The organism is Coleofasciculus sp., from assembly GCF_046539235.1.
GTDB lineage: Bacteria > Cyanobacteriota > Cyanobacteriia > Cyanobacteriales > Coleofasciculaceae > Coleofasciculus.
Genome location: NZ_JBKHHI010000032.1, coordinates 1 through 26,969 on the forward strand (window position 1 = coordinate 1; position 26,969 = coordinate 26,969).

Annotated in this window: 23 protein-coding genes; 12 read left to right on the forward strand and 11 right to left on the reverse strand. The window is 47.1% G+C overall.

The features are described from left to right. Positions 1-39 precede the first annotated feature (39 nt). The 4 genes from ACLFWI_RS05040 to ACLFWI_RS05055 all read right to left on the reverse strand — a co-directional run bounded on the left by ACLFWI_RS05040 (position 40) and on the right by ACLFWI_RS05055 (position 5,450). Positions 40-618 carry a hypothetical protein gene (locus ACLFWI_RS05040; RefSeq protein ID WP_446412017.1) on the reverse strand — a complete coding sequence of 193 codons (579 nt, stop codon included), beginning with the start codon at positions 616-618 and terminating at the stop codon, positions 40-42. 274 nt (positions 619-892) lie between these two features. Further along, positions 893-2,113, reverse strand: a complete 1,221-nt coding sequence (locus tag ACLFWI_RS05045; RefSeq protein ID WP_446412018.1) for a type II secretion system F family protein — start codon at positions 2,111-2,113, stop codon at positions 893-895. Positions 2,114-2,204: 91 nt separating this feature from the next. Continuing rightward, positions 2,205-3,335 carry a type IV pilus twitching motility protein PilT gene (locus ACLFWI_RS05050; protein WP_446407856.1) on the reverse strand — a complete coding sequence of 377 codons (1,131 nt, stop codon included), beginning with the start codon at positions 3,333-3,335 and terminating at the stop codon, positions 2,205-2,207. Between the two features lie 117 nt (positions 3,336-3,452). Then, positions 3,453-5,450, reverse strand: coding sequence for a GspE/PulE family protein (locus ACLFWI_RS05055; protein WP_446412019.1), 1,998 nt, complete (start codon positions 5,448-5,450; stop codon positions 3,453-3,455). A gap of 454 nt (positions 5,451-5,904) precedes the next feature. Between ACLFWI_RS05055 and ACLFWI_RS05060 the strand changes: the two genes are divergently transcribed. The 6 genes from ACLFWI_RS05060 (at position 5,905) to rsgA (ending at position 11,819) form a co-directional block, all read left to right on the forward strand. Further along, the gene (locus ACLFWI_RS05060) at positions 5,905-6,129 is read left to right on the forward strand and encodes a hypothetical protein (protein WP_446412020.1); all 225 of its coding nucleotides are present in this window, start codon (positions 5,905-5,907) and stop codon (positions 6,127-6,129) included. A 109-nt stretch (positions 6,130-6,238) separates the two neighbouring features. Continuing rightward, positions 6,239-7,048, forward strand: coding sequence for a nucleotide exchange factor GrpE (grpE, locus tag ACLFWI_RS05065; protein WP_446412021.1), 810 nt, complete (start codon positions 6,239-6,241; stop codon positions 7,046-7,048). Positions 7,049-7,192: 144 nt separating this feature from the next. Then, entirely contained in the window at positions 7,193-9,163 is a 1,971-nt protein-coding gene (gene dnaK / locus ACLFWI_RS05070) for a molecular chaperone DnaK (protein ID WP_446412022.1), read from the forward strand. Between the two features lie 165 nt (positions 9,164-9,328). Continuing rightward, positions 9,329-10,459, forward strand: coding sequence for a molecular chaperone DnaJ (gene dnaJ, locus ACLFWI_RS05075; RefSeq protein ID WP_446412023.1), 1,131 nt, complete (start codon positions 9,329-9,331; stop codon positions 10,457-10,459). Next, a complete protein-coding gene (locus ACLFWI_RS05080) occupies positions 10,456-10,725 on the forward strand; it encodes a sulfurtransferase TusA family protein (protein WP_446348293.1) in 270 nt (89 codons plus the stop codon). Before dnaJ ends, ACLFWI_RS05080 begins: the two co-directional genes overlap by 4 nt. Next, the gene (rsgA, locus tag ACLFWI_RS05085; protein ID WP_446412024.1) at positions 10,722-11,819 is read left to right on the forward strand and encodes a small ribosomal subunit biogenesis GTPase RsgA; all 1,098 of its coding nucleotides are present in this window, start codon (positions 10,722-10,724) and stop codon (positions 11,817-11,819) included. The genes ACLFWI_RS05080 and rsgA overlap by 4 nt, the downstream gene beginning before the upstream one ends. A gap of 770 nt (positions 11,820-12,589) precedes the next feature. Here rsgA and ACLFWI_RS05090 read toward each other — a convergent pair. Both ACLFWI_RS05090 and ACLFWI_RS05095 read right to left on the reverse strand, forming a co-directional pair. Continuing rightward, a complete protein-coding gene (locus ACLFWI_RS05090) occupies positions 12,590-13,387 on the reverse strand; it encodes an ion transporter (protein ID WP_446410501.1) in 798 nt (265 codons plus the stop codon). A gap of 224 nt (positions 13,388-13,611) precedes the next feature. Then, complete coding sequence (locus ACLFWI_RS05095; protein WP_446410502.1) at positions 13,612-14,274, reverse strand: hypothetical protein; 663 nt, start codon at positions 14,272-14,274, stop codon at positions 13,612-13,614. 121 nt (positions 14,275-14,395) lie between these two features. On the opposite strand from ACLFWI_RS05095, the gene ACLFWI_RS05100 reads away from it, so the two are divergent. Then, positions 14,396-14,623 (forward strand): AbrB/MazE/SpoVT family DNA-binding domain-containing protein, encoded by a 228-nt coding sequence (locus tag ACLFWI_RS05100; RefSeq protein ID WP_446345873.1) that lies wholly within the window; start codon positions 14,396-14,398, stop codon positions 14,621-14,623. Next, positions 14,620-15,024: a type II toxin-antitoxin system VapC family toxin gene (locus tag ACLFWI_RS05105; protein ID WP_446412025.1), complete on the forward strand. Its 405-nt coding sequence runs from the start codon at positions 14,620-14,622 to the stop codon at positions 15,022-15,024. Before ACLFWI_RS05100 ends, ACLFWI_RS05105 begins: the two co-directional genes overlap by 4 nt. 39 nt (positions 15,025-15,063) lie before the next feature. Here ACLFWI_RS05105 and pyrF read toward each other — a convergent pair whose 3' ends face one another. Together pyrF and tyrS are read right to left on the reverse strand one after the other, a co-directional pair. Next, a complete protein-coding gene (gene pyrF / locus ACLFWI_RS05110) occupies positions 15,064-15,771 on the reverse strand; it encodes an orotidine-5'-phosphate decarboxylase (protein WP_446412026.1) in 708 nt (235 codons plus the stop codon). A 777-nt stretch (positions 15,772-16,548) separates the two neighbouring features. Further along, a complete protein-coding gene (gene tyrS / locus ACLFWI_RS05115) occupies positions 16,549-17,721 on the reverse strand; it encodes a tyrosine--tRNA ligase (protein WP_446412027.1) in 1,173 nt (390 codons plus the stop codon). 390 nt (positions 17,722-18,111) lie between these two features. Between tyrS and ACLFWI_RS05120 the strand changes: the two genes are divergently transcribed. Together ACLFWI_RS05120 and ACLFWI_RS05125 are read left to right on the forward strand one after the other, a co-directional pair. Further along, positions 18,112-20,034, forward strand: a complete 1,923-nt coding sequence (locus tag ACLFWI_RS05120; protein WP_446412028.1) for a transglycosylase domain-containing protein — start codon at positions 18,112-18,114, stop codon at positions 20,032-20,034. Between the two features lie 204 nt (positions 20,035-20,238). Further along, positions 20,239-23,220, forward strand: a complete 2,982-nt coding sequence (locus tag ACLFWI_RS05125; RefSeq protein WP_446412029.1) for a glycerol-3-phosphate acyltransferase — start codon at positions 20,239-20,241, stop codon at positions 23,218-23,220. Positions 23,221-23,272: 52 nt separating this feature from the next. On the opposite strand, the gene ACLFWI_RS05130 is transcribed toward ACLFWI_RS05125, so the two are convergent. Then, the gene (locus ACLFWI_RS05130) at positions 23,273-23,500 is read right to left on the reverse strand and encodes a DUF6887 family protein (RefSeq protein WP_446412030.1); all 228 of its coding nucleotides are present in this window, start codon (positions 23,498-23,500) and stop codon (positions 23,273-23,275) included. A gap of 445 nt (positions 23,501-23,945) precedes the next feature. Here ACLFWI_RS05130 and ACLFWI_RS05135 point away from each other — a divergent pair, with 445 nt between their 5' ends. Then, positions 23,946-24,569, forward strand: coding sequence for a hypothetical protein (locus ACLFWI_RS05135; protein WP_446412031.1), 624 nt, complete (start codon positions 23,946-23,948; stop codon positions 24,567-24,569). Here the strand turns inward: ACLFWI_RS05135 and ACLFWI_RS05140 are convergent. Beyond that, positions 24,560-25,201, reverse strand: coding sequence for a DUF938 domain-containing protein (locus ACLFWI_RS05140; RefSeq protein WP_446412032.1), 642 nt, complete (start codon positions 25,199-25,201; stop codon positions 24,560-24,562). The two genes, ACLFWI_RS05135 and ACLFWI_RS05140, sit on opposite strands and share 10 nt — an antisense overlap. Positions 25,202-25,958: 757 nt before the next feature. On the opposite strand from ACLFWI_RS05140, the gene ACLFWI_RS05145 reads away from it, so the two are divergent. Then, entirely contained in the window at positions 25,959-26,429 is a 471-nt protein-coding gene (locus ACLFWI_RS05145) for a hypothetical protein (RefSeq protein WP_446412033.1), read from the forward strand. Positions 26,430-26,522: 93 nt separating this feature from the next. Here the strand turns inward: ACLFWI_RS05145 and ACLFWI_RS05150 are convergent. Next, positions 26,523-26,969: family 10 glycosylhydrolase (locus tag ACLFWI_RS05150; RefSeq protein ID WP_446412034.1), on the reverse strand; the 447-nt coding region annotated here is incomplete at its 5' end.

The following is a 26,969-nucleotide window of genomic DNA, read 5'->3' on the forward strand; positions in this document are numbered from 1 at the left end:
ATTTCCGGAAATATCTAGAAACTGCCTGTAAATCTCGCTTTAGTCATCAACAGTCGAGAAGCTTTCTGATTTTTCCTCTTCCGTCACATAATCTGGACTTTGCATAACAAACGGTAAACAAGCACCCGATAACCCCTGTTGAATCCGTTGGGGTGTTTCCGGGAAGATGACAAACAACGGATAAATCCGGTCAACGCCTTCACTGAGAACATGTTGATGGCGAGGGGGCATTAACCATTCATAGTCTTTATCGAGCAACACTTGCGTCTGACGCCAGCGACCCAATAAATCTGAAAAATCTTCATGAGGGCGATGAATGAAAATGATAATTTCCACCCCCATTTTTATTTTCCATTCTGGGTCACACATTAACATGGCAACATCACAGGGTAAGCCAACCGTTCCATTCAAGCTGGTTAGATTAGAATGTCCTGTTGATGATTGAAGATGGCGTAGGCGCACAATGGGTAGAGGAATCGTGATCACACTTTCTGAGGGGCGGCGCATACTAGGAATCATTTCCAAGTAAGGTCGATGTTGCTTCAGAAGTGCCAACGCCCCCTCATGGTGGCTATATTCGGCTAAACTTGTTTCGTAATTAGATGGCTTAACTGGCATTTTTAAATAAGTTGGCGATTTACTAACGTTTTATGGACTAGTTTAAATACTATTCACGAACTGTAGTGGAGAATCAGTAGAGGTTGCTCAGGTTGTTAGTACAGTTACCTGGGAATTCACGCCTTCAAAATGCTTACCTTATCGGTGTTTCAGTAATGCGTGAAAAATAGTTTTTTTCCTCATGCTGTACGAGTAGCTGAATCAACACAGCAAATCCTCTACCATCAAACGATTGTAGGAATGGACGCCCCATATCCTGGAAATGCTGCCCAATTTAACCCAAAGTTTCAAACACTTTAAACATGGGCAGATACATAGAGACCAGAATTGTACCAACCATTCCCCCGATGACAATAATCATCACAGGCTCTAAAATACTGGTCAAAGCTTTTACCGTTTGCTCAACTTCATCTTCATAGAAATCGGCAACCTTCATCAGCATTGAATCCAATTCCCCAGTTTCTTCACCAACACTAATCATCTGAATAGCTAGACCGGGAAAAACTTGCTCATTTTGCATGGCAACACTGATCAAACCCCCTTGCTGAATTTCCTGCTTGGTAGCTTCCACAGCGTTAGCAATCACTTGGTTTCCTGATGTATCCCGAACAATGTCTAACGCATTCAGAATCGGAACTCCGGAACGAGTCAACGTACCGAAGACGCGGCAAAACCGGGCGACTGATGATTTTTCATTCAGTTCACCAAACAGAGGTACTTTCAATAGGAGTGCATCGATTTGCAGGCGACCGGGTGGGGTTTTGTAGTACTGCTTGATGGCAACTGTGGTAACGATGATCACCCCAACTGGAATCAGAGCATACCAGCTTCTGAGAACACCACTCAACCAGAGCATAAAGGCAGTCAGGGCTGGTAATGTTCCGCCGATTTCTTCAAAAATCCCGGCAAAGATGGGGATGAGAAAAATGGTCATTCCCAAAAACACCAGTACAGCAAAGCCACCAACCACCAGAGGATAAGTCATTGCCGACTTAATCTGGTTTTGCAGCCGCGCCATATCTTCCAGCAGCTTGGCTAATCGGTTGAGAACTTCATCCAAGACACCCCCAACCTCCCCCGCTTGCACCATACTGACATAGAGTTGGTCGAAACAGGCGGGATGTTCACGCATGGCATCTGAGAGACTGGTTCCCTGCTGAACTTCACTACTGATTGCCGTTAGGGATTTTTTCAGCTTAGGATTGGCACATTGGTCGGATAGAATACCCAGACAACGCACGATGGCGACTCCAGCATTAACCATTACCGCAAATTGCCGGGAAAAAACGGCTCGGTCTTTAACCGTAACACTCGTCATTTTTTCCTGGAGTGCGTCTAAATTCAGGTCTTCCAGGCTAAACGCTTTCTGAATACTGCCGACAGTGGGATATTGATTTTGCAAGTGGGCGCGGGCTTGATCCGTAGAAAGAGCTTGAACTTTCTCTTTTTTGGCATTTCCTTTGGAATCCCGAACCTCAGCAATGAAGGTAGGCATAGCTTGCGTCTGAATGAAAAAAGGATTGAAGGAAAGGGTTAGTTGTCCGGTGATATTTTTCCCAGTTCACGAGAGAACTAACCCTGATAACTTAGCGAGTCTTAGCACCAACTTTGCCGCCTTTGGCGCCAGCACCAGCCATTCCAGCAGCACCGCCGAGAATACGCTGTAACTCGTCAGGCTTAGAACTCTTGGACACGGCTGTTTCAAAGGAAATCGTTCCTTGTTTGACTAAATTTGCCAATGCCTGTTCCATGGTGATCATGCCCATTTTCATCCCGGTTTGAATGGCGGAATACATTTGGGACACTTTCCCTTCACGGATTAGGTTAGAGATGGCGGGGGTGACGATCATAATTTCCTGTGCCATTGCCCGACCAAACTCACCAGGTTTCGGGTTTTTCTTGGGTACCAAGGTTTGACTGAAGACGGCGACCAAGGAGTTTGAGAGTTGAGCTTGGACTTGAGCTTGTTGTTCGGGAGGAAACACGTCCAGCATCCGGTTTACAGTTTGAGAAGCGGAACTGGTGTGCAAGGTTCCCATGACCAAGTGACCCGTTTCTGCGGCTGAAATCGCCAGTGAAATGGTTTCCAAGTCCCGCATCTCGCCGACCAGAATCACATCCGGGTCTTCCCGTAAGGCGGCTTTGAGCGCATTAGCAAAGCTTTTGGTATCTTCACCTTTTTGACGTTGGTGAACTAAGCTTTTAATGTTGGGAAAAACGTATTCCACCGGGTCTTCGACGGTGAGAATATGTTCAGGTCGGGTACGATTAATTAAATCAATCATTGCCGCCAGTGTGGTGGTTTTTCCTGAACCCGTTGGTCCGGTTACCAGTACTAATCCCCGAGGGCGTTCGCTCATTTCCCGCACAATATCAGGCAGACCTAACATATCAAAGTTGGGAATCTTGGAGGACAATGCTCGCAAGCAAGCGGCGTAGTAACCCCGCTCCTTATAAACATTGACTCGGAAGCGAGCCAGTCCCTTCACCCCATAAGAGCAATCTAATTCCCAGTTCTGCTCTAATTCTTTGCGTTGACTATTATTGAGCATACTGAAAATCAGCTTCTGACATTCTTGGGGATTCAGGGGATCTTCCCCAAAGGGTTGGAGTTTACCACTAATGCGGAAATAGACCGGTGCCCCAGCTTGAATATGCATATCTGAGCCACCCATTTCAACGAGCTGCTCCATCAAGTCTTCAATCATTAAATCCATTGGCATGGCGTTGTCTCCAATAATAATTAGTTGTTAATTGTCAGTGTTCGTTACCTAATCAATTGTTGTTGGGGGTTGAAGCCAACAACAATTGATGAATAGTCCCAGCTTTTAGTCTCAAAAACGTGGGGTCATACAGTACGGACAGTCTAACCACTCCTGTTCTAACCCAGCGCCGCAAGTGCTACAGGAGAGGGATTGTTTACGTTTGGCTTTCATTTCTGCCTCAAGACCGGAATCAGTAAACGTTACCCGTTCAACTTCTTCCAATGTTGTATGACCATCCTGCACCAGGTTTAAACTGTAGGATAATAGGGTTTTCATCCCTTCTTCCACCGCTGCTTCTTTGATCCGTTCAGTAGGCGCTCCTTCATTGATTAGGAGTTGCAGTCGTTCGGTGTTCCGCATGACTTCATAAACGCCCACTCGTCCTTTGTACCCAATCCCATTACATTTTGGACAGAGTGTTCCTTTGGAGCGAGCGTCGGTAATTTCTTCGGGTTGTAGGGTATTGGCTTTATAGAACGTGATTTCCCCTTCGCTGGAAGCAGACAAACCAAATCGAGCCAGTTCAGCAGCAGTAGGTTGGTAAGGTATACGACACTCGGTACAAACCCGCCGCATCAGGCGCTGGGCTAACACTCCTAGAAGCGCACCCGACACCATGAATGGTTCAACTCCCATTTCATCCAAGCGGGGGATGGCGCCAGCCGCGTCGTTTGTATGGAGCGTGGTCAAGACTAAGTGTCCGGTGAGCGCGGCTTCAATCGCGGTTTTCGCGGTTTCCTTATCTCGCGTCTCACCCACCAGAATTACATCTGGGTCTTGGCGTAGAAATGAGCGTAGAATCGAGGCGAAGTCCATGCCTTTTTCCCGCAGTACCTGTACCTGGGTAATACCAGGTAAGGAATATTCAATCGGATCTTCTGCGGTACTGATATTGACGCCTGGGTCATTGCGCTCAGCCAGGATTGAATATAGGGTTGTGGATTTACCCGAACCTGTCGGACCAGTGACCAAGATCAGCCCAAAGGGTCGTGCTGCCATTTCCCTGACCATTTCTAAGCTTTCTGGGTCAGTGATCAGAATGTCCAAACCGAGTTGGGTGCTAGAGTTATCTAAAATCCGCAGGACAATCTTTTCACCATAGCGGCTGGGTAGGGTACTGACCCGGAAGTCAACCTTGCGCCCTTGGAACATGCGCCGAATTCTGCCATCTTGGGGCAATCGGCGTTCAGCGATGTCCAAATCTGACATAATTTTGAAGCGAGCCGCAACAGCATCTTTGATCTTTTTGGGTAAGTTCTCAAAGGCTTGTCGCAGTACGCCGTCTTTACGGAAGCGAACCCGCAAGTATTCTTCTTGGGGTTCGATGTGAATGTCAGAGACGTCCTCTTGTAGGGCTTTGGCGAGGATTCGATTCACCAAGTTAATTACCGGGGCACCACTGGCTTCACCCAAGGCTGTCCCTATGTCTTGCTCCGTTTCTTCTGGTGCATCGGAAAGCGTATCGAGAATCTCCAGATCCTTACTGATGTCTGTCTGCTTAGCTGCTTCCTGTTCCTTCTCCTGTGCCAGTTTTTGATCGCGATATTTATTAATCAGATGCTGATAGTCTTCCTGGGTAATCACCATCCGCCTTAGCCCAATCCCTTGAGGGCGCAGAATCCGGTTGAGATCATCTTGGGCGTCGAGATTATCCGGGTCAACCATTGCCACCAGAACCGATGGGGGTTGACCATCATTCTTGGATAACGGCACCAAGCGATAGCGACTACAGATGTCAATGGGAATTAGGCTTTCGATGAGTTCCTTGACTTGGTGACCGGATATTTCACCAAGTTCCGGATCAAGAGATTCAACACCGTAAAGTATTTTTAGTTCAAACAGTTGCTGTTTTTTGTACTGACGGATTAAGTCAGGTGGCAACTGACGCCCGGTAATTGATTCAACGACATCGGTCAGAGGTCGTCCTGACTTACGGCTTTCCGCCAATGCCTGCCGCATTTGACCGTCATCAACGTAACCCGATTGAACGAGTTTATTTCCAAAGGGCGAAAAATCGTTTTTGACAACAAGGGCACGTCTTGCTGATGATGATGGGGATTGAGTCATAGTTGGTGAGACTATCTCCTTGATTACAGAATTCCTAAAAGTTTTAGCGTTTGTCGTACTGGAGGAAGCGACAACGGTAACCCCATTGCCTTGCCGCCAATTTGAATAAAAGGGCTTGACGGATCTCAGAATGGCTCCCTTCTCACTGGGTTTGGATCAGAGTACCCATGCTGGGAAACACTTTGAGGCGCGAATAAGGTTGAATGCCAACATGCTGGAGTTACCAATATCCTGGCAAGGGTGAAATGCAAGTCTTCAGATAATCTAAACGTGATAGAATTCTGACTGAATTCAAAATTAGTCCTCTATACCCTGATAGAATACTCTATTCCTTATTATAGATGGGGATACCGCCTCACGTTTTATCTTAACCGTTACCTAGTGCAGCGCGGCAAAAATACTTGAGCAGCTTCGTAGATATGATGAAGCTGGGGGAGCCATGTAGAGACTCCTCATGCTACGTCTGGGAGCTGGGGAAGCAGAGGGAGATGAGTGTTATCAACCGCTACAATTTCGGCTGAATCCTAGAGTGCCTCCGCCCCCAAATCCTCGACGTAACAGGCTATGTCTCTACGGCGAGAACTCCTGTTTAGCCGTGATTGAATCAATAGACACATTAACAACAGACAATTTTCCCCAGTATGTACTAGGATTTGAGGAGGTAGCAATCCGGACTTGATGCCTGGGGCTTTAGCCTACCCCAAATCTTGCCGTTAATCTGGGCAAGGTAAATGTTGCCATCCCTTGAAGGAGCAGGAGATTGATTGAGTTTTTAGTACGAGTGAATTATGAGTGACGAAGACAAACAACCAAATACTACGTTGCAACAAACAGATGAGCAGAAGGCCGTGAATTCAGATAACCCCGATTTAAATGAGGCAACTTCCGAAGAGGAGGTTGGCACACAAGCCGATGTCGAGTCACCATCAACGGCAGAAGCGGCAACCGCTGAAGTGACAACGGAAGCGGTAGAAACTTCGGCAGGGCAAGGCGTGGAGAGTGAGTCTGCGGAATCGGACTCTGCCGGATTGCCCGGTCAGCAGGAGGATGTCGCGGTTATTGAAACATTGCAGCAGGAAAATGAACTCCTCAAAGCTCAACTGGAGGAAGTTAATCAGCAATTTGAAGCCTTTAAAACCCAATCCATGCGGATGGCTGCCGATTTTGATAACTTCCGCAAGCGGACGGCTAAAGAAAAAGAAGATTTAGAACATCAAGTCAAGCGTAATACTCTCAGTGAGTTATTATCCGTGGTCGATAACTTTGAGCGGGCGCGATCGCAAATCAAACCTCAAAATGATGGGGAGATGGCGGTGCATAAGAGTTATCAGGGGATCTACAAACAATTGGTGGAATCCTTCAAACGCCTTGGGGTTTCGCCGATGCGTCCGGAAGGAACAGAGTTTGATCCCAATTTCCATGAAGCAGTGATGCGACAACCGAGTGAGGAATATGACGAAGGAATAGTCATCGAACAACTGATGCGTGGCTATTTCTTGGGCGATCGCGTGCTGCGCCATGCCATGGTTAAAGTTGCTGCGGCTCCAGAGCCCGTGGTAACCTCAGAGGAAGACACCTCGACCGAATCAGAAAGTTAAGCGGCACGGGTATATCCCCTTTGGGTGTCCGTCTTAAAAAAAAATCAACCCTAAACAACGGTTGAGCAAACGTTAGGTGAATTCTGTAGACACAGATTACCACCTTAAAAAGAAAACCTTACCGATCAGATAGGCCGAAGCGCTATGGGAAAAGTCATTGGCATCGACCTGGGCACAACGAATAGTTGCGTGGCTGTCCTCGAAGGAGGTCAGCCCCTCGTCATTTCCAACACGGAAGGCGGACGAACCACACCGAGTATTGTGGGATTTGGTAAATCGAATGAGCGCTTGGTTGGTCAACTAGCGAAGCGCCAGGCAGTTCCCAATGCAGAAAATACTGTCCATAGTATTAAACGGTTTATTGGTCGTCGATGGGATGACACGGTAGAAGAGCGATCGCGAGTTCCCTATAACTGTGTTAAGGGTCGCGACGATACGGTTGATGTCCAGATCCGCTCCCATCAATATACCCCGCAGGAAATCTCTGCCATGATCCTGCAAAAGCTGAAAGCCGATGCCGAAAACTTTCTCGGTGAACCCGTAGAACAAGCGGTGATTACAGTCCCTGCCTATTTTACCGATGCTCAACGGCAAGCAACCAAAGATTCCGGCACCATCGCCGGTTTAGAAGTGCTGCGGATCATCAACGAACCAACCGCCGCAGCATTGGCGTATGGGCTGGACAAGCAAGATGAAGAACACCAAGTTCTCGTCTTTGACTTAGGCGGCGGTACATTTGATGTCTCGGTGATGCAACTGGGCGACGGCGTATTTGAAGTCAAAGCCACGTCTGGCAATAACCATTTAGGGGGAGATGACTTCGATAACGTGATCGTGCGCTGGATGATCCAGGAGTTCAAAGAACAAGAAGGCATCGACATCGGCGCAGATAAAATGGCGCTACAGCGTTTGCGAGAAGCCGCAGAAAAGGCAAAAATTGAACTCTCTAGCATGTTGAACACCTCGATCAACCTGCCGTTTATTACCGCAGATGAAACAGGTCCTAAACATCTAGAGATGGAATTGTCGCGAGCAAAGTTTGAAGAACTGGCGAGCGACTTGATCAAAGGCACTGTTGAACCCGTCAAGCAGGCGCTCAAAGATTGTGAACTCAAGCCCGATGATATTGACCGGATTCTCCTAGTCGGGGGTTCGACTCGCATCCCCGCCGTCCAGAAAGCGATTAGTAAGTTTTTCGGCGGTCGCCAGCCCGATAAATCGGTCAACCCCGATGAAGCGGTTGCCCTAGGTGCAGCCATTCAAGGTGGCGTTCTGGGCGGTGAAGTTGAAGACTTGTTGCTGCTCGACGTAACCCCATTGTCACTGGGGATTGAAACCTTAGGCGAAGTTTTCACCAAAATTATCGAGCGTAATACCACAATCCCCACCAGTAAATCGCAAATCTTTTCCACGGCGACAGACGGACAAACTTCTGTGGAAATTCACGTCCTCCAGGGTGAACGAGCAATGGCTCGTGATAACAAGAGCCTGGGTAAGTTTCTACTGGCAGGCATTCCTCCGGCTCCCAGAGGGGTGCCTCAAATTGAGGTATCCTTTGATATCGATGTAAATGGAATTCTCAACGTCTCAGCGGCGGATAAAGGTACAGGACGAGAGCAAAGCATCCGGATTACCAACACTGGTGGATTGAATAGTGGTGAAGTGGAACGGATGCGCCAAGAAGCCGAGCAATTCGCCGAAGAAGACCGCCGTCGGATGCAACTGGTGGAACTGAAAAATCAAGCCGAAAGCCTCTTCTACAGTTACGAATCAACCCTAAAAGACAATGCCGATTTGGTACGGGAAGACTTGAAGGCGCAGGGAGAGAAGAAAAAGCAACAGCTACAAGCGGCACTCAAAGACCCCTCAATTGCTGTGGAGGACGTTAAACAGCAACTGGAAGCGTTCCAACAAACCCTGTTTACCATTGGTGCAGCCGTCTACCAAGAGAGTGCGCCCGATTTGGAACCCGATGAGATTAGCGAAAGCGAGGAGGAACTTGCCTCACCTGTAGAGGTTAGCGAACCCTCTGAGTCGGAACCTGAAGAAGAAGAGTTAATTCTGAACTTTGATGATGAAACAGTAAATAATACTGACTATGAAACAGTTGACTAAGGCAATGCCTAAATGTAATTAGCAATTCGCTGGTTTTTTGTCCAAAATGGATAGACGTGCAGGTGAGCCGGATATCAGCCCTCGGTGGCGATAAAGCCGATCCCCTGAACAAACTATCCCGATCAACCCACCTCCTAACGTAATCCAACCCTCCCGCATTGCTCTATGCCTGACTACTATGAAACTCTCGGCGTCTCTCGCGACGCTGACAAAGAAGAAATAAAGCGGGCTTACCGTCGCCTTGCCCGAAAGTACCATCCCGACGTTAACAAGGAACAAGGAGCGGAAGAGCGATTTAAAGAAATTAATCGAGCTTACGAAATCCTTTCCGAACCCGAAATGAAGGCACGATACGACCGCTTTGGCGAAGCGGGTGTATCCTCAGGTGCTGGTGCTGGAGCCGGCTATGCCGATTTTGGGGATATGGGTTTTGCTGATATTTTTGAAAGCTTCTTCAGCGGTTTTGCTGGTGGTATGGGTCAGCAAACAGGACGTCGGCGTGGTGGACCGACGCGAGGGGATGACCTACGCCTAGACTTGAAGCTAGAATTTCGGGAAGCTGTATTCGGTGGGGAAAAGGAAATTCGCATTCCTCACCTAGAAAACTGTAATACCTGTAACGGTACGGGGGCTAAACCGGGAACTCGACCGCGTACCTGTTCGACCTGTAGCGGCTCAGGACAAGTGCGTCGCGCCACTCGTACCCCCTTTGGCAGTTTCACTCAAGTGTCAGTCTGTCCAACCTGTAACGGCGAAGGACAGGTGATTGAGGATAAGTGTGAAACCTGTGGGGGCGCCGGTCGCAAGCAAGAAACCAAAAAGCTGAAAATTACGATTCCCCCCGGTGTGGATAATGGAACCCGGCTACGGGTTTCTAAAGAAGGAGATGCTGGATTGCGCGGGGGTCCTCCAGGAGATTTATATGTCTACCTATTTGTTGAGGAAGATGCGGAATTTCAGCGGGATGGAATTAATGTTCTGTCGGAGCTGAAAATTAGCTACTTACAAGCAATTTTAGGCTGTCGCCTCCAGGTTAATACTGTTGATGGTCCGGTGGAGTTGAAGATTCCCCCAGGAACCCAACCGAATACGGTGTTAACGTTGGAAAATCATGGTGTGCCAAAATTAGGGAATCCGGTGAGTCGGGGTGACCATCTGATTACGATTCAAATCGATATTCCTACCCGAATCACCGCAGAGGAACGGGAGTTGCTAGAGAAGCTGGCAAAAATTAAAGGCGATCGCACGGGTAAAGGCGGTATAGAAGACTTTTTGGGAGGACTGTTTCGCGGATGAGTAAGCCCACGGGATCGACAATTAATCAGACACCTGATGCTCAACTGGATTTGCGAGGAACCCCTTGCCCAATTAACTTTGTGCGGACTAAGCTACGGCTAGAACAAATGACGCCCGGATCTTTATTAGAAGTGTGGCTTGATCCAGGCGAACCCATTGAACAGGTTCCCGATAGTCTGGCGATGGCAGGGTATCCGATTGAGGCACTCGACGATCGCAAAGACTACTTTGCCCTAAGAGTACGGCGTCCGCAAGCCTCTGCATGAGCGAAGTAGTCGATATCCCACCGTCTGAGTTATCTGGCCCCTTATTGGGGACAGTTCTGGCAGTTCAGGCGAATTTCTATCAGGTTCGATTAGAGTCTAATTGTGATCAAGAAGACGTAGCCTGCTACGTCTCTACACTATTATGTACCCGTCGTTCCCGATTGAAAAAAATTGGTCAACGGGTTATGGTTGGCGATCGCGTGGTCATCGAAGAACCAGATTGGACGGGTAACCGAGGTGCGATCGCAGAAGTTCTCCCCCGGAAAACCCAACTGGATCGTCCTCCTGTTGCCAATGCTGAACAAATTCTCTTAGTTTTTGCTTTAGCAGAACCTACCCTGGATGCGTATCAACTGAGTCGCTTTTTAGTCAAGGCAGAATCGACAGGTTTCCAGGTGTGTTTGTGTCTCAATAAAAGTGATTTAGTCACCCCAGAAGCACAACAGCAGTGGCAACAGCGCTTGAACAGATGGGGATACCAACCCCTATTTATCAGCGTTTACACTAATATCGGTTTAGCCGAACTCAGCGATCGCTTAAACCAGAAAATTACTGTCTTAGCTGGATTGTCTGGCGTGGGAAAATCCAGTTTAATTAACCAACTTGCCCCCGAAGCCAACCTGCGCGTGGGAGAAGTAACTGGAAAATTAGGACGGGGACGCCACACTACCCGCCATGTAGAATTGTTTGAATTACCTCAAGGGGGTTTATTGGCAGATACGCCGGGATTTAATCAGCCTGACTTGGATTGCACGCCAGCCGATTTAATTCATTATTTTCCCGAAGCCCGACAACGGTTAGCGGTAGCCAGTTGTCAATTTAGTGATTGCTTACATCGAGATGAACCCAACTGCGCGGTACAGGGAGACTGGGAACGCTATGATCATTATCTGGGTTTCTTAGAGGAAGCGATCGCACGTCAGGAACGGTTGAACCAACAAGCTGATCCAGAGTCCACTCTCAAGGCGAAAACCAAAGGAAAGGGACAAACTGAGTACGAACCCAAGTTACAAACAAAGAAATATCGGCGGCGTTCGCGGCGGACTCAACAGCAGGATTTAGAGGAACTGTATCAGGAAATCGAAGATTTATAATCAAGTATCCACCTCTGACTTACTCTTAACTGATGGTTACACCCGGAAGAATAATTTCATTGGATGGTGTAAGTATGTGGGGACAATAAAAGTTAACGGTGGGGAACTCGCTGTCCTTGAGAAGCAAGCTACGTCATTCGTCATTTGTCATTTGTCATTCGTAAGGGTTTGAGGCTTGTTTACAAAAGTTAGTACAGTGCCGTTTTCTTTTCTCCGACTACTTGTAATATGGTTGATTTTATTTCCACCAACCTACTTATTATCGGGTTGATTTTGACCCAACAATTGCCGAACTTGCACCATTAATTTAGTATTATGAGAATATTCTCGATAGTTAGGCGAAGGGCTAGAATAAGAACAAAGGAATATTAACGCTGGTAAAGTCAAGAAAAGACTTGTATACGCAACTCCCATAGGGCTGATTAATCTTTTAAGGAACTTCAGATTATTTTTCACCCTGTAAACCTTCCTTTTTTTTATATTAATAAACTCAACTGTCAAGTATTTTAAAAAATGCCATCTATCGCATTTTTTTTTATAGCTTACAAACTAATTATTCTACATTTCCAAGAAGAGTATTTCTAGATTATTTATGATTTTAACCCTAGTTTCCTATTCAGATCGTCTATCCAAAGGGTAAACTTGAAATTAAATATTTCTATCTAACGATAGATTGCCTATTTTAAAAATTAGGGCTTATTTAAAAACGTATAAACCTTAAAAATAAAGCTTTTTCAGAAAATTAAAGATTCATTAAGTCCAATAAGCCTCTAATTAAATAAATCAGCCCGCTCTAATTTAGTCCCACAAATTTTACAAAACTGAGCATCAGAATCATGAAACGGCAAACCACACTTGGCACAAACTTTTTCGACTTGATTAGCTGTTTTGAGCAAATGTTTAACTAAATCTCCCAATTGCCAAGGAATGAGAGCAATACCTGTCAAAATCATCAGCACTGTTAGTAATCGACCCCCTTCGGAAATTGGCGTAAGGTCACCAAAGCCAACGGTGGTCATCGTTACTACAGCAAAATAGAATGCATCTAAAAATGTCTTAAATTTTTGAGGATTTATTCCATGTTCCACTTGATAAATTAATCCAGAGTAAACAAATATTATTGTGAATAATGTAAATAATATCCGAGCTAAAATAATACTATCTTGATTACCAATTCTGAAAACATAAATTTTCAAAGTTAGGAATCGAATTAACCGTAAAATACGGAACCAGCGGAAAATCAAAATAAATCGGATATCAGTGACGCCGAGAAAGAAAGGTACAATCGCGATTAGATCGATAAGCGAAACCGGGCTAAAAAAGAAATTAACTTTAGAGTCAGCAACCCAAAAGCGTAGTAAATACTCGGCAACAAAAATAATTAAGATAATTCGATCAATAATATCCAGACTTAGGCGAAGCATCGGCGGTATGGGATAAGTCTCGCACACGAAAATTGCTGAAGATAAGAGGATTAACCCCATAATCAGCAAATTAATCCGCCTACCCACAGGCGATTCAATATCTTCTACGTAAAGAGCAATAGTTTGTCGCAAATTATCGGGCATTAATCTAGCACTAGCAAAGTCCAATTAAAGACGAATGGCACTGACTTAAGGCTGGTGGGTTGAGCGAAGTCGAAACCCACCCTACGGTAGATCAAGGGTTTTGGTGTTCCAAAAATGCTTATTTCAGTGCTATTTAACTTAAAGACTTGAGTTGAGGTATTTACCAAGATGCCCTCAATCAAACCCAACCGATTCAGCACTAACTTAAATTGTAAGATAGACCACTATCTGTATGAGGCTCGAATTGCGTCCGCCCGACAATCTCGCAACCAGAGCTGCACAGCTCGACCCATAATACCATCGCTACTCTCTCGTGGCGGCGTGGGTGGGCGTTCTGGTGAAGGCGAACCTAAGCGCGTAAACATCATCGCCAAGCGCCATCCACTATCGGTATTGGTTAAAAAAAGCCAGTGAAAACTCTGTCGTTCGATCGCACCTCCTTTGACATATTGGCGTTCTAGAGTGGTGAAAAACACTTGCTGTGGGGGTTCTAGGTTTGCAGTCGTCACAGAATTATAGGAACCAGGACCAAGGGTCAGGGGTTGAAATTCCGCTCGCCCTGCCACGATTATATATAGATCTATATCGATGTCCTCATTTACAGGTCGCGATCGCTGGATCACCCGATTCGCGTAGTCAGGTAAATCCCGCAGCATTAGAGAAGTTAAAGTTTCTACATCTGAAGGACACGCCGATTGAGCTAGAAGTGTGGGTTTAGGATAACAAGGGTGCAGGAGTGCAGGCGCACAGGGGAGGGCTTTTGGCTTTGTCGGTTTCGTCTGCCGCGTTTGTGAGCCGAGGATATAATCGGTGTTAAATGCCCCACCATCCATCTGAAATCCCAGCCAACAGGCAATTGTTAAGCATTGGAGCAACTTAAGACTCATAAGGAGTTACAAGAGACTTTGCCAAGAAACTATTTCGACCCAAAAAATAGAATAGTGCGATCGCTAAAAGATCAGGGAATTCATTAATAATTCGGTTACTTTAGTTAGAAGGACAAAAAGCATGAAAATTGACACTGACGGGAAAATTACTATCCCTCCAGACATTCAAAACAAGCTTGGGTTTCGACCAGGGACAGAAATTCAATTTGAAGTAATAGGAAATACCTTGCACATTCGCAAGCCTCAAGGCTTTAGCCGAGGAAAACAAATAATTACTGCAATTCGAGGTAAAGCCACTAACCGACTGACAACTAACGACATTATGCAACTAACTCGCGAAAACCGATGAGCGAAATTTTGGTAGATAGTAATGTCATTTTGGATATTCTCACCGAAGATCCTCAATGGTTTGACTGGTCATCGCAAATGCTAACTGACTACGCCAATCAGGGAGATTTAGTGATTAATCCGATCATTTACGCCGAAATATCGATTGGGTTCAATCAACCCCAAGAAGTTGAAGACGCTTTACCAGAAGATTTTTTTCGTCGAGATCCCCTACCCTATTCAGCCGCTTTTCTAGCAGGACAAAGCTTTTTGGCATATCGGCGACATGGAGGTGAACGGCGATCGCCACTTCCTGACTTTTATATCGGTGCCCATGCTGTCATAGCAAATATGCCTCTGCTTACCCGTGATGTCAATCGTTATCGTACATATTTTCCATCCGTTCAACTCATTACGCCATAGGTATCTAGCTTATGATTATAACGATATCAGTGCAAAGCGCTATAACTCCTCACAAATTCTTTCCCACGCCGCAACGGGGTTAGGCGCAGCCGTGATCGGACGTCCAATCACCAGGTAATCAGCCCCCGCTTTCAGAGCATCTGCTGGTGTCATTGATCGTCGTTGATCGCCCTGTTCCGACCAACTGGGACGGACGCCGGGACAAACGAGGAGAAAGTCATCCCCACACACTTGGCGAAGCTGGGATACTTCTTGAGGTGAACAAACAGCGCCATTTAATCCGGCTTTTTGTGCCAAAACTGCCATCTGTAGCGCGTATTCGGGTAACTCAATCGGAACTTTTAAATCAAAGGCTAAATCTCGTGAGTTCAAACTGGTGAGTAGGGAAATCGCAATTAACTTGGGTGGTGAACAAGCGGCGGCTTCTGCTCCTTCCTTCGCTGCTGCTACCGCCCCTTTGAGCGCCATGCGACCTGCTACGGCATGAATTGTCAATAAATCTACCCCGTATCCAGCAGCCACCCGTGTTGCTCCAGCTACCGTATTGGGAATATCGTGAAACTTGAGATCTAAAAATATCCGTCTTTGCCGATCTTTGAGAACTTTAAGAATCGCAGATCCACTACTAACAAATAGTTCCAGTCCCACTTTCCAGAACTTCACTTGGGGTAATTGTTCCACGAGTGCGATCGCTTGGGCTTCGGTTGGTACATCTAAGGGGACGATAATCCGCTCTGCTACTGACATGGGAAATGCTTATTGATAAGTAGCCACAGATTATCCCATTTTTATTTAACCGCGCAACTTATGCAATCTTAAAAGGCTTTCTGAACACCTTGGGTGAAGAACTTTTAAGTAATCAGTGCAGGTTTTGTTGAGTCGTTATCGGTGACCAACTTATCTGAGTGTCTAAACCCATCCCTACAATTGAATAAGGGCGGGTTTTGTTGAGCCGTTATTGGTGAGTTGCAGACCTGAGCGTCTAAACCCGCCCCTACAATTTACACCCATAGATAGTTCAAGGGGAAAGAAATTTCTTTCCCCTTTTTTGGTAGTTATATGCGTGAAGTGTCTCTCCCTAATAGGGAAAGACTTCTCCCGACCCACAGGCATATAGCCTGTTTTGTACGAAACTATTGAGGAACGATACTCAGTTCCGAGGCACCGCTTTACAGGAATCCGACTCCCTCGGATGTTCGTTCTCTTCTCAGTATAGCAAAGCTAGTTGTATCTATGCTTTTTGCTGTTCTTTCTATGTTTTTTAGCGCTAAGTAATGGCTCTGCCTTCTGCATGGATGCTCGATAAAAAAGCCATTCCGAGAAAAACCCATAGCAGTATGAGCGGCAATAATGGTGACATGAGCGAACCTCCTCTGGAACACACAGTCTGATTATCTTTATAATACCACTTGCCCCACGGATTTCATTGACAAATTTGTAAATTTGCGCTAATCCCCAGCTTCCCCTGCTCGCCCTGCGAGCACGCCCGGTAGTAAAAAACTTTTGCTGTCATGCACTAGCTGCTTAGGATGTCAACCGTACAGATTTCTTTTTCCCCACCTGTAACACCTTACCCTCTAAAGCCTCTGGGGAATCAAAGGTGAGGTCTACATCGGTAATGCGATCGCCCTCTAGCTTCACACCGCCGCCTTTAATCTGTCGCCGCCCTTCGCCACTACTACTACACAACCCACTGGCATTAAGGATATAAAACAACTTGGCGGGAAACTCGACTTGGGAGAGGGAAAATTCAGGGATAGCCCCTCCGCCTTTTGCCTCATCCGCCTCCTTTTGACCGTGATATTGGGTGACAATTGTCCAAGCTAGGAGTTGTTGGCGATCGCGGGGATTTGTCGGGAGTTCCGCTAAGGGTAAGTCGGTAAGTAGCTCAAAATAGTCCTCTAACAGATTATCTTTAGTCCCTTCCAGCTTCTGATACATGGGTTGAGCCGCTTCCCGCAACCCCACATAATTGTGCAGCGACTTCGACATTTTCAGCATACCATCTGTACCAATTAAAATCGGTAGGAGTAATCCAAACTGAGGAGTTTGACCAAAATGTCGCTGTAAATCTCGCCCCACCGCAATATTAAATTTTTGGTCTGTTCCGCCTAACTCCACATCCGCCTGAACCGCCACAGAATCATACCCTTGCATCAAGGGGTAGAGAAACTCATGCAGGTAAATCGGGTTTTCCTGTTTAAATCGTTCCGCAAACCCCTCCTTGGCGAGCATCTGTCCCACCGTCATCGTGGCTAACAAATTGAGAATCTCTGCCAAATCTAGCTTACTCAGCCATTCTGAGTTATAGCGAATTTCCAGGCGTCCGGGTGTTTCAAAATCCAAAATCGGACGCAGCTGATCCAAGTAGGTTTGGGCATTTTGCTGCACCTGTTCGTCAGAAAGATGCTTCCGTACTTCTGATTTGCCACTTGGATCACCGATTCTTGCGGTAAAATCGCCAATAATTAGCACAGCCCTATGACCCGCATCCTGAAACGCCCGTAATTTCCGTACGGGAATACTATGACCCAAGTGGATATCTGTCCCCGTCGGGTCAATTCCCAACTTGATCCGCAAGGGACGCTCAGTTTGGCGAATCCGTTGCTCTAGGTTCTCATTCGGGTCTTGAGAATCCGGTTGGTTGGGAAAAATGTCACTAACACCTCGGTATAACCAAGATAATGACTGAGACATTGTGTTTAAAGAGTTTGACATTCGTCTGGGAAATCTTTCAGGATTAACGTGCACGAGAGTGGCAGATGTTTAAGATTTACCGTTTTTTATGCCAATCTAGAACGCTAATGTTACCATTTTTGCAGCTAAAAGCCAAAATACTTCGGTTTGTTATCATGAACGATTATCTCAGGCTTAATATTAAGATCTAAGGGAAAACCCGTCCACTGATTCAACGCTGGGAGCAACGTCTACAGGGGACAAAAATCGCCCAAACCGAATCGATCGCTAATCCTGACTTTGCCATAAATTTCTGTAATCATCTATAGCAGGTAGAGAACGTATCCCCCTAAGGTTGCCTCCCACACAGCCATTCAGTATTTGTTTCTTGAGTGAGGAAGTGAAATCACAGTGTCGTCTAGTACCATCCAACAAAAACAACAAAGAGATAGTAAAAACGGATTGCCACCCGCTTTCCGATTCGTGCAAGGAGTCGCTCAGGTAACAGGCGGAACCATTCTCGGCATTACAATGCTAACTAGCTCGGTTGTGGCTGGTGGGCTGGTGGGCTTGGCGACAAGCTTCCGCAATCTTCCCGATGTGAGAGTCCTCAGGGGCTATGTTCCCACCGAAACGACCTACGTCTACGATATCAAGGGGAAGCACCTGGCAAGCCTGCATGGTGAAGCCAACCGAGAGGTGGTTAAGTTAGAAAACATTAGCCCTAATCTCAAACGAGCGGTGATTGCCATGGAAGATAGCCACTTCTATATCCACCATGGCGTTAACCCCAACAGTGTGGGTCGAGCCTTTTTAGCCAACTGGGAGAAGGGGGCGGTGGTTGAAGGCGGTTCTACCTTGACTATGCAGCTGGTGAAAAACTTGTTTCTGTCTCGGGATAAAAAGTTCTCGCGTAAAATTGCCGAGGCAGTTATGGCAATCCGGCTGGAGCAAATCTTCACCAAAGACCAGATATTGGAAATGTATCTGAATCAGATCTATTGGGGTCATAACAATTATGGCATCCAAACCGCATCTGAGAGTTACTTCGCCAAGCCCGCCAGCGAGTTAACCCTGGCAGAATCAGCCATGCTGGCTGGATTGATTCAGTCTCCCGAAGAATATAGTCCCTTTGTCAACTATCCCTTAGCCAAAAAACGGCAAGCCATTGTCCTGGAACGAATGCGGGAACTGGGATGGATTACAACTCAAGAGAAAAAAGAGGCATTGGCTCAACCATTGGGCGTGGGTAAGCCCACTTCCTGGCAAACCAGCCAGCTTCCCTACATCACCGAAGCCGTTGTAGCAGAGTTGAATGAGCGATTTGGTCGAGATGCGGTTCTCAAAGGGGGGATGCGTGTCCAAACCACAGTGGATTATAATTTCCAACGCATGGCGGAAAAAACCATTGCTCGCGCTCACAGTAACTTGCGCCGCCGGGGGTTATATGCTGACCAAGTTGCACTAGCCGCTGTTGATCCGCGCACCCATTATGTCAAAGCTTTGGTGGGGGGTATCGGTTACGAAAAGAGCCAGTTTAACCGAGCGATTCAATCCCGACGCCAACCGGGTTCAGCGTTTAAACCCTTTGTTTACTACACTGCCTTTGCTAGTGGCAAATATACGCCTTATTCCACGGTTATGGATACCCCAGTCAGTTACCGGGATGGGAGTGGGTGGTATTCGCCCAGAAACTATGGCGGCGGTTTCGGTGGGGCGATGAGTATTCATAGTGCGTTGGTTCAGTCGCGAAATGTTCCAGCAGTTAAGCTTGGTAGAGCCGTTGGGTTAGATAAAGTGATTGAAGTGTGCCGCACCCTGGGGATTAAAAGCCCCATGGAACCTGTAACCTCTTTGCCCCTCGGTGCGATTGGGGTGACGCCTTTGGAAATGGCGGGGGCTTATGCCACCTTTGCTAATACGGGTTGGCATTCTGATCCGACGATCATTGTCCGGGTAACCGATAGTATGGGCAATGTGTTATTAGACAATACCCCGAAACCCCGTCTCGTGCTTGATCCCTGGGCAACGGCTTCACTGAATGCTGTTCTCCAAGGGGTGATTCAAGGTGGAACCGGAACCGCTGCTCAAATTGGACGCCCAGCGGCTGGGAAGACGGGAACAACCAGTTCAGAACGAGATGTCTGGTTCGTCGGATATGTGCCACAACTAGCCACGGCTGTGTGGATTGGTAATGATAACTACAGACCATTAGGCGGTGGAGCGACAGGGGGTGGATTTGCGGCACCAATTTGGCGCGACTTTATGAGTCAGGCGTTGAAGGGTGAGCCAGTACGCTACTTTGAACCGGCGTCTAAGTATCCGCGTCCATAGTCATTGGTCATTTGTCCTTGGTCACTTGTCGAAGAATTGTTGGACTCCCTTGGGGCGGGCGCGAGTAACATCCGGGTGAAAATCAAATGTTAATAGTAAAACCCGCCCCTACAACAGACGTTCCACCGGAACGTCTCTACAATTGCTCTCTCATCTCCTCCGTCTTCCTTGTAGGATCAAGGAAATATCAGTAACAAATGTCCCATGACGCTAACACAGGTTTGGGGTGCTTTACTTATCTTTATCCTCTGTCCCCTACTGGGTGGACTTCCCCTGATTTCCTGGATTACCTACTTACTTACAAGACGCCAACTCTCTCAAGTCGGTACGGGTAATGTATCTGTCTCCGCTGCGTTCTACCACGGTGGACGTTGGGTGGGGATCTTAGCTGTACTATCAGAAGCCTCGAAGGGAATTGCGGCTGTCTTGCTGGCGCGTTATTTCTTCCCCACAGAACCCGTCTGGGAAATTATTGCCCTGATTATGCTAGTTATGGGGCGCTACTGGATGGGCAAAGGTGCCGGAACCACAAATGTGGTCTGGGGATTTGTGGTGCATGACTGGCGAGTCGCGTTATTGGTATTTTTAATTGGGGGCATTGGTTTTACGATTATCCGCGATCGCACGACGGGACGTATCGGTGTTTTAGTCCTATTCCCGATAATTCTGGCGCTATTGCACCCCCATGATTCCGCTAGAATTATCAGTGCGATCGCACTGAGTCTGATTATCGGTTGGATTTATCAGAAAATTCCCGATGACTTAGACCTTCCCACCGAACAGGCAAAATCAGAATCTAAATCCGTGTTTCGTTTTTTCCGAGGCGATAAAGCTATTATTCCGCTTGAGCGCGAACTTGATCCCCAACAGGTTGGCTCAAAAGCAGCTACCTTATCCCAGCTTAAGCGCTGGGGTTACGCTGTACCACAGGGATGGGTCTTACCACCAGGGGATGATATGCAACCCTTGGTTAAATATCTTCCCGTTTCCGAATCAGAACCCCTGGTTGTCCGTTCCTCTGCTATCGGTGAAGATGCGAAAGTCTCTTCAGCCGCCGGACAATATCAAACGGTTTTACAGGTAACCAGCCGCCCCGCTTTACAAGAAGCAATTACCCAAGTCTTAGCCTCTTATCATCACCCCGCCGCCAGAGGGTATCGCCGTAATCGGGATTTACCAGACAAGGCGATGGCTGTCTTAATTCAAAAACAAATCCAAGGGGTATTTTCCGGTGTCGCCTTTAGTCGTGACCCCATGCAGCAACAACAAGACGCCGTAGTCATCGAAGGATTACCCGGAGATGCCAAGCGAATTGTATCGGGTCAAGTCACCCCAGAACAGTATCGGGTATTTTTCCAGCAACCCCAGCTTGTAGGGGCGGGTTTAACCGATAACCTTGAGGACAAAACCGATAACTCGACGAAACCCGCCCCACTTGAGCAACAGGAGAATGGAGATAATCGTTCCCCATCGGTTGAAATTGAAGGAGATGGAGATGTACCCCCAGCGTTAATCCAAGAGGTGGCTAGTTTAGCGCGGGACTTGGAAGACCGCTACCATGGGATTCCTCAAGATATTGAATGGACTTATGACGGTCAGCAGTTATGGCTGCTACAAACGCGACCAATTACCAATCTCCAACCCATCTGGACGCGCAAGATTGCCGCAGAGGTGATTCCCGGACTGATTCGACCCCTCACTTGGTCAATTAATCGTCCCCTCACCTGTGGTGTTTGGGGGAAAATTTTTACCATCGTGTTAAAAGAACGGGCGCAGGGATTGGAGTTTAATCAAACCGCTACGCTGCACTATTCTCGCGCCTATTTTAATGCCACATTGGTCGGTGATATTTTCCGGCGCATGGGTTTACCGCCAGAAAGTTTGGAGTTTCTGACAAGGGGGGCGAAATTTTCTAAACCTCCCTTGAAATCCACACTGCGGAACCTTCCTGGATTACTTCGTCTATTGGGTCGGGAATGGAATTTAGATCAGGATTTTGAGCAAGATTATCACCACCATTTTGCTCCGGCTTTGCGTCAACTGCAAGAGCAATCGGTTTCGGAATTATCAGATGCCGAAATTCTGGAACGAGTGAACCAGATACTATCGGAATTACAACGAGCAACCTATTATAGTATTCTCGCCCCTTTAAGTCTCTCCCTGCGGCAAGCGCTGCTTAAGGTAAAGGATCAAGAATTAGATAGTAGCCAAACTCCAGAAATTGCCAGTTTGCGATCGCTCGCCCAATTAGCTAATGATACGCGCCATTTACTAAGTCTCAAACAAATTAATTGTGATAATCCAGCTTCTGTATTTACCGCGTTGTCAGAAATTCCCGATGCTCAAAGCGTTTTAGAACAATTTGACCAATTTCTGGCACAATATGGCTATCTCAGTGATGTCGCCACAGATATTGCCGTTCCCAGATGGAAAGAAGACCCGCGACCGATACGCCAACTGTTTGCTCAGTTTTTATGTGATCCTCCCCCAGCAACTAAACCACCCAAGCGTCAGCGCTGGAAAGCGGAAGTGGTACAAGCGCGTTTGAATTTAAAAGGGCGAGTAACTGAAGTTTATTCACAATTTTTAGCCTACTTGCGTTGGAGTTTTGTCGCCCTAGAAAAGCGGTGGTTAGAATCTGGTTTACTCTCTGAAGCTGGGGATATTTTCTTCTTAGAATTTGCGGAGATTCAGCGTCTAATCGCTGAATCTGATCGGGTTTTGCGAGAGGAACTTCCCAGATTGATTCACTATCGGCGATCGCTCTTAGATGAACATCGTCAATTAGTCAGTGTCCCTCCCCTAGTTTATGGCAATCCTCCGGCGGTTTCCTTGCTGATGCAAACCCAATCCGAACCCGCTCAACAGCGTCTTATGGGAATTGGTGCAAGTGCTGGACAAGTGGAAGGTTGGGTTCGAGTTTTAAATAACTTACAATCAGTTCCAGAAATTGACCGCCAAACGATTCTGGTTGTCCCCTATACTGATTCGGGTTGGGCACCATTATTAGCGCGTGCAGGCGGCTTAATTGCTGAGGTTGGGGGGCGGCTATCCCACGGCGCGATCGTGGCGCGGGAATATGGGATTCCGGCGGTGATGGATATTCATAACGCGACTCATAAGTTCCGCAATGGTCAACGGGTAAGAATTGATGGGCGATCGGGTATTGTGGAGGTTTTGGAGTGAATAAAATTATCCATTAGATTGAATAGAGATTAGGGCGCACGTCAATCTGGCTTTAGTCATCACCAGTCACCAAAGGAGGCATCGTTGTCCATTTGAGACTGGGGTGGTGAAACAGCGCCCGAATCGCTTCCATATCATCCCGATGTTCGAGCACATACGCTCTTAATTCGGTGACATGCTCCCCAAAACTATCGGCGGATTTTTGATGCTCCCGAAGCTGGAGGGGTGATTTGACTGTTCGATGAAGCCGATGCTTGGTGTGGTAAGCGCACTCAAGCACAGCCGGGAAATAAATTTCCGGCTGAAAGCTAAAGTAAGCTAAAGCTTACTACAGTGAAGGCTTCAATCCGTTTTCAACCAAGGCGGTGCTGAGACGAGGACTGACATGACAGCGATGCTATACTAACGCCAAGGTCAAATCTATTGGCGATCGCGAAATCTCCTGCTCTGTTCCGGTCGTAGAACCCTCACGACAGGCTGCGCCAGCGATGATATATTCTTAATCGTGATCATAACTCGCATTTTGCTTTCCACAACTTCCTATATGGGAAAGCGAGAGGAGCAATATATGGAATTTCCTGAAGCTCTGAGTATTATGGGGTAAATGTAGATGCACCCCAGATATATACACTAACCCAACTCGTCCAGGATGGGATGAGGGGTGACACCCCCACCCCCCAACATAAAAACTCAGGTTCTAATAAGCTGACAACTACCAGATTGCTATGGCTCGCAAAAAAAAATCCAACCGCAAAAAAACCAATATCGAATCCCTGACACCGAATGTTCCTGAAACGTCAGAGCAATCTGAATCCACAGAAACAGTTGAGGCATCACCCCAGGATGCCACTGAGGTAAATCCTCCTCCAACTCAGGAGTCAACCCAGGGTTCTGTTTCAGCCACTCCTCCTTCTCCCCCACCAGAAAAAAAACCCGAATCAACCCAAAGTTCTGCCTCAGCCACTCCCCCTTCTCCCCCGCCAGAAAAAAAACCCGAATCAACCCAGAGTTCTACCCCAGCCACTCCTCCGACGGCAGAAAAGAAACCTTATATAGTCATTAAACCCAAACCTATCCCCGCCAAATCAGTCGAAAAGCAACCGCCACCCCCTCCGGTTACAGAAGCGACAAATGAAGCCGGCGAACTGTTTCACAAAGGCAACCAGATTACAGTAAAAGCGCCTTGGGGAGGTGAGGCTACAGCAGAAATTGTAGACTTTTATCAAACCCATAGCGGCAAGATTTGGGCGCAATACAATCCCCTAGATTCTCAACCGAACTGGACTTGGTATAGCGGATGTATTCTTACCAATCTTTTGGAGAAAGCAACACAAACCGCTCAAGAATGATGAAAGACGACTGAAAGATTGTTCGCAGGCATCGGGTAGATTTGCTCCAAGACTAGATGATGATCTTGGGCGATTGCCACAACATCCTCAAGGTCACGCACACCCCAGTCAGGATTGGACGCCTGCAACGAGGCATCAAAGGCAGCATTACTGGCAGCAGTATGCTGTCCATTGCGCTTGAATGGTCCATATAAATAGAGAACGCCCCCTGGAGGAAGCAGACGACTTGCCCCGGCTATCAGTCCCAAGCAAGCTGACCAGGGGGCGATGTGAATCAAATTAATGCTGACTATCGCATTCAACGGTGAGGTTTCCCAATCCACAGGTGCTTCCTTCTCTACAGACCAACTCGGTGTCTGCACATCAATATCGAGGGGCGGGTAAAGATTATCAGCAGGTTCGTAAGCAGACCAGTCTGCAATACTGGCACGCATTAGAGGATTGGCATCAGAAGGTAACCATTGACGCGGCTTTAGACGTGGGGCAAAGAAAACAGCATGTTCCCCTGTGCCACTGGCGACTTCTAAAACCGTGCCTTTTGCAGGCAGTACGCGACGTAGAATCTCAAGAATCGGTGCGCGGTTGCGTTGAGTCGCAGGTGCATATTGCCGTGCATCGTCCGTTGTACTCATAATTTATTCTTATCGATTAGACTTACCTAATTTCTATTACTTGCCCGGTTCCTCATCTGTTCCCTGAGCAGGGGAGGAGTACGCATCAGTAAGGCTGAACAGGGATCATTGTAGGTGAGGTTTTCTGTGTTCAGCCCAAGGTTGCCGGAGAAATTGGCTGGGGGTGCATCACGAATATAGTCTTCATAACAGTTAGTTTATAAGCATCTGGGTCTTTGGCGGCTAGAAATTTATTGTTTTATCAGTTAAAATAATATATGACTAAGAATAGCTAAGGGTAAACACAGCAAGAGTCACCTACCAAACGCTGACCGATACGAACGGTACAACGTCAGCTTGAGGGATAAACTTCAAGCCTAGCTAAAAAGAGCTTGTTCATCACTGGCTCAACCATAGAACCCCTTGCTCAAAACAATATACCTGCTCTTCTGTAACCCCTTATACTCTAGCAGCTCACCCTGTTTAAAGTTGTAGGAAAGCTAATTCTCTGTCAAGCCCAGTGACTAGACTGACAAGCTATAAGGATTGAGTTAAGCAAAGAGAACAACGTTTGACTTGATTCTGTAGATGTTGCCATTGGGTAGCGTCCAATCAAACAACATATTTCTTTGTTCCCGTTAAAAATTTTATAGCAATCGATTTTAAAATGCTGCAACCGGAATAAGCGGCTAGATTCCGGACTAACTCGGTATTGGGGTGCTGTGATCTACCGATTGGTACGCTATCCGAACTCAAGCCCCCTTATGTAAGATTTGTGATGAAAACGATTAAACCAACTAACTCGGAAACATCAACCTTTCAAAACAACGCCATCCAACCCCGTCTAATTCTTCAAGCCATTGCCTTTACTCTGATTTTGTCCTTTAGTGTGGGTCATCTATCACCCAAGAATAAAGGGATGACGAATCAGTCTACTCAGGCGAATCCTCAGCTATCTACGGCAATTGGTCATATTGTTTTGCAACATGCCTCCGAGCATACACGAGTGCCTTCCTCGAAACTCGACCTGGTTGATGTGCAACCCCATACTTGGTCTGACAATTGTCTAGAATTGGCTGAGGCAGAAGCCTCTTGTGAGCAGATACCTGTATCTGGATGGCAAGTGGCTGTTGCCAAGGGGCAACACCGCTGGATCTATCGCACGGATGCTTCTGGTTCCGTGGTTAAATTAGAAAGCAGTAACGTTGAACCCGAGAGGGAACAGGACACAGGGAAAAGGGAACAGTAAAGACTATCCTCTCCCTGCCAAGGTAGCTGCTATATCATCAATAGCCAAGCAGAAAGTCCCATTACCTGCCTCGACAGACCCTACCCGACGCTTCTAGTTAGAGACTTCCCAATCCGCTGAAATTTCCGGCGATCGCGCAGGTAGAGGGAAGAGTGCCTGAAACGCTGCCTGACGCTGGGGTGAGGGTTCTGGAGCGTTGTCCCACAGGGTTTCGTAGAAAAAGAATGACACCCCAGCAAATCCTCGCTGACGCACAGCTTCTACTTGCTTTTGAATTTGTGATAACGAAATCGGCTTATTTTTTAATCCGGCTAAAATCCCGATCCCCACAGGGATATGACGCCGCGCCGCCTGCACTTCCGGTTGTTCGAGTTCTGCAATAAACCGATCAAAGTCATTGCGATAAATTTGGACGATCAATTCTTCGACTAAACCCCGGCGTTCCCAGGTATACCAATCGGCGAGAAAGAATTCATAAGAAAAAGGTTGAGGGTTGGGAGACAGGGAGATAATCACATCCGACTTTTGCGCTTTAATCGC